We start from the raw sequence: 4,943 nt of genomic DNA, 5'->3' as shown, positions 1-4,943 counted from the left end.
CGAAGAAAGATATGCTTATGATGGTATTTTGTCCTATCTAACCTTTCTTGATTCCGTGCAAACCTGTAATATTCCCCACCTAAAAGGTAGCGTCACTGCGCCAGAAATTAGTCTTTGTATGGCGGAACAAATTTCTCAAGAAGCCATGCACAATCAAAGTTATCAATACTTAATTGAAACCATTATTCCCTCGGATCGCAGAGGCGAAGTTTATGACTTTTGGCGTACCGATAAAGTTCTCAAGGATCGCTGTGAATTTATCGCTAGTCTCTACCAGCAATACATCGACAAACAAACTACTGAAAGCTATTTTATCGCCCTTCTTGCCGATTATTTGCTGGAGAGTTTGTATTTTTACAACGGCTTTATCTTTTTCTATAATCTCGCTTCTCGACAGCTAATGTCCGGTAGTGCTGACGTTTTCAAAATGATCAACCGGGACGAATTAAGTCACGTCCGTTTGTATCAGAAACTTATTCCTGAAGCCATGGCAATTTTTCCCCATTCCGTTGAACAGATTTATGAGATGTTCGATAGTGCCGTTAAACACGAATGTCGCTGGACAAATCACATCGTTGGCAACGACATTTTAGGTATTACCGAATACAGTACCGAACAGTACACTAAATACCTCGCTAATATTCGGCTAAAAGCGATCGGACTTGAGCCTTTATACAGGGAAGAAAAGTATAACAAAAGTCCTTATAACCATCTGGAACGCTTCTCCGATACCAAAAAAGAAGGCCACACCAAAGCTAACTTTTTTGAAGCAACCGTTACCAGTTATGTTATGTCTTCTGGCTTAACTGGATGGGATGAAATTTAAAATTTAAGGGATAATAATAACCCAATTTCTTACCATAAAGTGGCAACTTTGTCAAATATTTTGACAACTTTTGACCCTCTCTTGCAGAAATACCGACAATCAGCAAATGTGCATCTGGGTTTGGGGGGTTCTACCCCCAAAAGCCTAGATTTACTGATAAAATCGGAAGTAATGACCAATTTTAGAAGATATACTTAGGGCTTGTTCAATAAATCTAAAAACCTTGTTGGATAAGGTTTTTAGACTTTTTTGACCTCAAAAAGTGCCGACCTTTGGAGTGATTGGGGGGAAAATTCAGGGACTTTTTCCCTGAAAATTAGGTAATTGACCCCCTCAAAATCGGTAAAACCCTACACCCTACACCCTACACCCCACACCCTGTCCCCACGAAAAACTTTTTGCCGCAAACCCTAATTATGACGATTGCCATCATAATGAATTCTCGCCCCGGCCCATTGCAATTTTTCCTGTAGAGTCTGATAAAAAGAATAGCTTTCCCGCAGGATAATAAATTGGGCGAATTTTTCAGCTTTGGTAACTCCCACCCATTGCCCAGGCCAAATGGAAGTGGCTAAAGCACCATCCATCCAGAGTTTAGTATTTAATTCGTAGTCTCCCAGGGGCCAAATACTGACCAGAGATGCCGGGGGAATGACAATCGGCCGACTGGAGAGACTCAAGGGACAAATCGGGGTGACAGCGATCGCTTCCATGCCAGGGTGTATAATCGGGCCATTAGCGGAAGCGGTGTAACAGGTGGATCCCGTGGGAGTAGCCACTAATAAACCGTCTCCTTGGTACTGATCTACTATTTCCCCGTCCACTTCGATTTCGAGGATTGAGGTGGGCATCCTATCGATACTAGCGGGTTTCACGCACATCTCATTCAGGGCATAAAATGCCTCGCTCACTGGCTGCGGGTTTCTTTTATCCCCTTCATAGATTCTGGCCTTTAACATCATTCGTTGTTGTACCGCATAGTGGTCCGATTGTAAACGCTCCCAGACCGTCTCCGTATCCTGGAAAATCTCAAAAGGTTCCGTTAAAAATCCCAGATGGCCGCCGACATTCACCGCTAAAATTGGAATGTCTTCGTGAGCTAAATAGCGAGCGGCGGCTAAAATGGTTCCATCTCCGCCCAAAACGATGGCGAGGTCGATTTTTTCCGATGCTGAGGCTAAAAATACTGGATAGGGATTATCTTTAAAGCCACTGGGTCCCATTAAAACTTTACACTGACGGGCTTCTAACTGTTTAGCGCATTTTTCCGCCCATGCTTTACTTTGGGGATGGTTGGCCTTGTGAGCGATGATTACTTGTTTTAACTGCACGGAGTTGAGACCTTGTTCGGAGGTTCTATATTTTTAACAATAGCAAGACCGGACAGATCGGGTGAAAAGTAACAGGTAAAAAAGGGGGTTGGGGGAATCACCTCGGCCTCACTGTAGCCAATTTGACAGAATTAATCGATAGATAGGGGTAAATGGAAGTAACTAGGATAAGCTCGCAGGTTTTAGCAATGTTATCCCCTTTTTTCCGTGTAACTGCTGTATCTATGCGACTTTTTCCCAATTATCTCCCTCAACACACCTACCACTTAATTTCCCCGCAAGGTTATAATTGTATTAAGATGTGTAACAGTTCTCTGGCAAACTCTTGACAAAGGATAACAAATCTGCTCTACCAAAAAACAGGAAAGGTTTTATTTCTATGACATTAATTCAAACCGCCCAATTATCGCTAGAAACTTTGGCTTTAGCCTTTTTTAAGCAGACAGAAGGACGCTGGCAATCCCAGAGACGTTATTACACCCTCACCCAAGAAACGGAACCCCAAGAAGTTATCAGCGCCATCGAGATTAAATATTTACCCCAAGGCAGCGAACCATTAATTCAACTTGCCCGTTTACATAATCTGGAAGATACAGCTTTATTAGGTGGTACGGAAGTGACTTGGCAAAGTAATTATCTCCGTCCCCAGAGTAAAAAACCCTCCAACGGTTCCACTATATTCGGTATTTTAGATAATATTCTCTATCGCGATCGGGGATTTGCGACGGATAAACCCGTTAGTGCCATTTATACCTTTCCTAACCCCTCTACTCTCTGTCTGAGAACAGAATACGCCGGTTCTGTCTTTGAAGAAGAAATTAAACTCATCGGTCAACAATATCGCACCCGACAAACTATTATCTCTCGCGCCGGTCAGGAATTGATGATCGGTCAATATCTAGAAAAACGGGTCAATTAGTCAAAAAATGGCGGTTATTCTCCGAATTTTGACTTATATGTTAGGAATAGGGCTGAAATCAAATCAGCCCTTCCCATAACTCCCCTTTAAACTGGGGTTAAATTGTCTTGATTCTGACTAGCGAGAAACTTCTCTAATTCCGTAATCGCATCGGCATCGACTTTAGTTTGCATGGGACAGAATTTCGGTCCACACATCGAACAAAACTCCGCCGTCTTATAGATATCTGCGGGTAAAGTCTCATCGTGGTATTCCTTAGCGCGATCGGGATCCAAGGATAACTGAAATTGACGATTCCAATCAAAATTATAACGAGCGATGGAGAGTTCGTCATCACGATCCCGCGCCCCCGGACGATGACGGGCGATATCTGCCGCATGAGCCGCTATTTTGTAGGCAATTAAGCCATTTCGCACATCTTCAGCGTTGGGTAAACCGAGATGTTCTTTCGGGGTGACATAACATAACATCGCCGTCCCGTACCAACCCGCCAGAGCCGCCCCGATCGCCGAAGTGATATGATCGTACCCTGGGGCAATATCGGTGACAAGGGGACCAAGAACATAGAAAGGTGCTTCGCTACACTCCTCCATTTGTTTTTTCACATTAAACTCAATTTGATCCATGGGAACATGGCCAGGTCCTTCCACCATTACCTGTACATCGTGTTCCCAAGCGCGACGCGTCAGTTGGCCGAGGGTTTTCAATTCCGCTAATTGGGCTGCATCGGAAGCATCGTGGGTACAACCGGGACGCAGGGAGTCACCGAGACTAAAAGAAACGTCATAACGCTTGAAAATCTCGATAATTTCATCGAAATGGGTGTAGAGAGGATTTTGCTTGTGGTGGTGTAACATCCACTTGGCAATAATACCACCGCCCCGGGAGACAATCCCGGTCAGACGAGTTTTGACTAAAGGCAGGTGTTCGATGAGGATTCCTGCGTGAATTGTCATGTAATCTACCCCTTGCCCGGCGTGTTTTTCGATAATGTGGAGGAAATCTTCGGCGGTGAGTTTTTCAATATTACCGTGAACGCTTTCCACCGCTTGATAGATGGGTACAGTACCGATGGGGACAGGAGAAGCATTGATAATCGCAGTGCGAATTTCGTCCAAATTACCGCCACCGGTGGAAAGATCCATCACCGTATCCGCGCCGTATTTGACCGCTAGGTGTAATTTTTCCAGTTCTTCGTTAATATTCGAGGAGTTAGGCGAAGCCCCTATATTAGCATTAACTTTACACTTAGAAGCAATACCGATCGCCATGGGTTCGAGGTTGAGGTGATTGATATTAGCGGGAATAATCAGTCTTCCTCGGGCGATTTCGCTGCGAATCAATTCGGGAGAGAGATTTTCCCGTTTTGCCACATACGTCATCTCTTCGGTAATTATCCCCTGACGGGCGTAGTGCATTTGCGATACATTTGCTTGTCCGCGCCGGGGGGCAACCCATTCTTGTCTCATAATTTTATTTCCTCTGTAAACAGCTTCCCTACGCTGGAATTACCCAGTCTCAGGTTCTAAGGGTCTTTCTCAGCCTGATTGCCTCAGACACCCCTAGCTATGACGGCAATTGTACCACTGTTGAGGACTGAGGAGATAAAGCTTAAGATTGTTGTTTGATTAGGCAGTTAGGCTAAAACCCACTTAGACCCCCTACAATAAACTTCTTAGGTGACGAATACTTAAATTTTCCACAATTGGGAAAAATTCGGATTAGGAAATCCAGAAAGTACCCGCCCTGGTTCGAGCCTAAACAAGCTCGAATTATCCAAAAAGCGTCGGGATTTTACGTTTCGGTTTCCTTCCAATCTACGGAATTAGTTCCCGATATGACAGTGGGGAAAACCTGTTTAGGAATT

The 4,943-nt window shown here is 44.3% G+C and carries 4 protein-coding genes, 1 pseudogene and 1 riboswitch; of the genes and pseudogenes, 3 read left to right on the top strand and 2 right to left on the bottom strand.

Annotated features, from left to right (window positions below; translation table 11 throughout):
* The coding region (locus PX484_RS08665; RefSeq protein WP_288103483.1) for a ribonucleotide-diphosphate reductase subunit beta at positions 1-826 on the top strand (826 nt) is incomplete at its 5' end.
* A gap of 410 nt (positions 827-1,236) precedes the next feature.
* Here the strand turns inward: PX484_RS08665 and PX484_RS08660 are convergent.
* Positions 1,237-2,157 (bottom strand): NAD(+) kinase, encoded by a 921-nt coding sequence (locus PX484_RS08660; RefSeq protein ID WP_004268863.1) that lies wholly within the window; start codon positions 2,155-2,157, stop codon positions 1,237-1,239.
* A 379-nt stretch (positions 2,158-2,536) separates the two neighbouring features.
* Between PX484_RS08660 and PX484_RS08655 the strand changes: the two genes are divergently transcribed.
* Entirely contained in the window at positions 2,537-3,076 is a 540-nt protein-coding gene (locus tag PX484_RS08655; protein WP_002751878.1) for a phycobiliprotein lyase, read from the top strand.
* Between the two features lie 86 nt (positions 3,077-3,162).
* Here the strand turns inward: PX484_RS08655 and thiC are convergent, their stop codons facing one another.
* A complete protein-coding gene (gene thiC / locus PX484_RS08650) occupies positions 3,163-4,545 on the bottom strand; it encodes a phosphomethylpyrimidine synthase (RefSeq protein ID WP_004268861.1) in 1,383 nt (460 codons plus the stop codon).
* An 8-nt stretch (positions 4,546-4,553) separates the two neighbouring features.
* Positions 4,554-4,650: riboswitch (TPP riboswitch) on the bottom strand.
* A gap of 86 nt (positions 4,651-4,736) precedes the next feature.
* Between thiC and PX484_RS08645 the strand changes: the two are divergent.
* A pseudogene (locus PX484_RS08645) lies at positions 4,737-4,943 on the top strand (RNA-guided endonuclease TnpB family protein); the annotation flags it as partial.

Origin of the sequence: Microcystis sp. M49636_WE2, from assembly GCF_030065375.1 — a bacterium.
GTDB classification, from domain to species: Bacteria; Cyanobacteriota; Cyanobacteriia; order Cyanobacteriales; family Microcystaceae; genus Microcystis; species Microcystis aeruginosa_C.
The sequence above is the reverse complement of the archived record's forward strand: the minus strand, read 5'-3'. Positions and strand labels throughout refer to the sequence as shown.

What these genes read in the sequence shown, in the direction of transcription:
- PX484_RS08655 (WP_002751878.1), top strand. Translation starts at nt 2,537, where the DNA reads ATGACATTAATTCAAACCGCCCAATTATCGCTAGAAACTTTGGCTTTA.
- thiC (WP_004268861.1), bottom strand. Translation starts at nt 4,545, where the DNA reads ATGAGACAAGAATGGGTTGCCCCCCGGCGCGGACAAGCAAATGTATCG.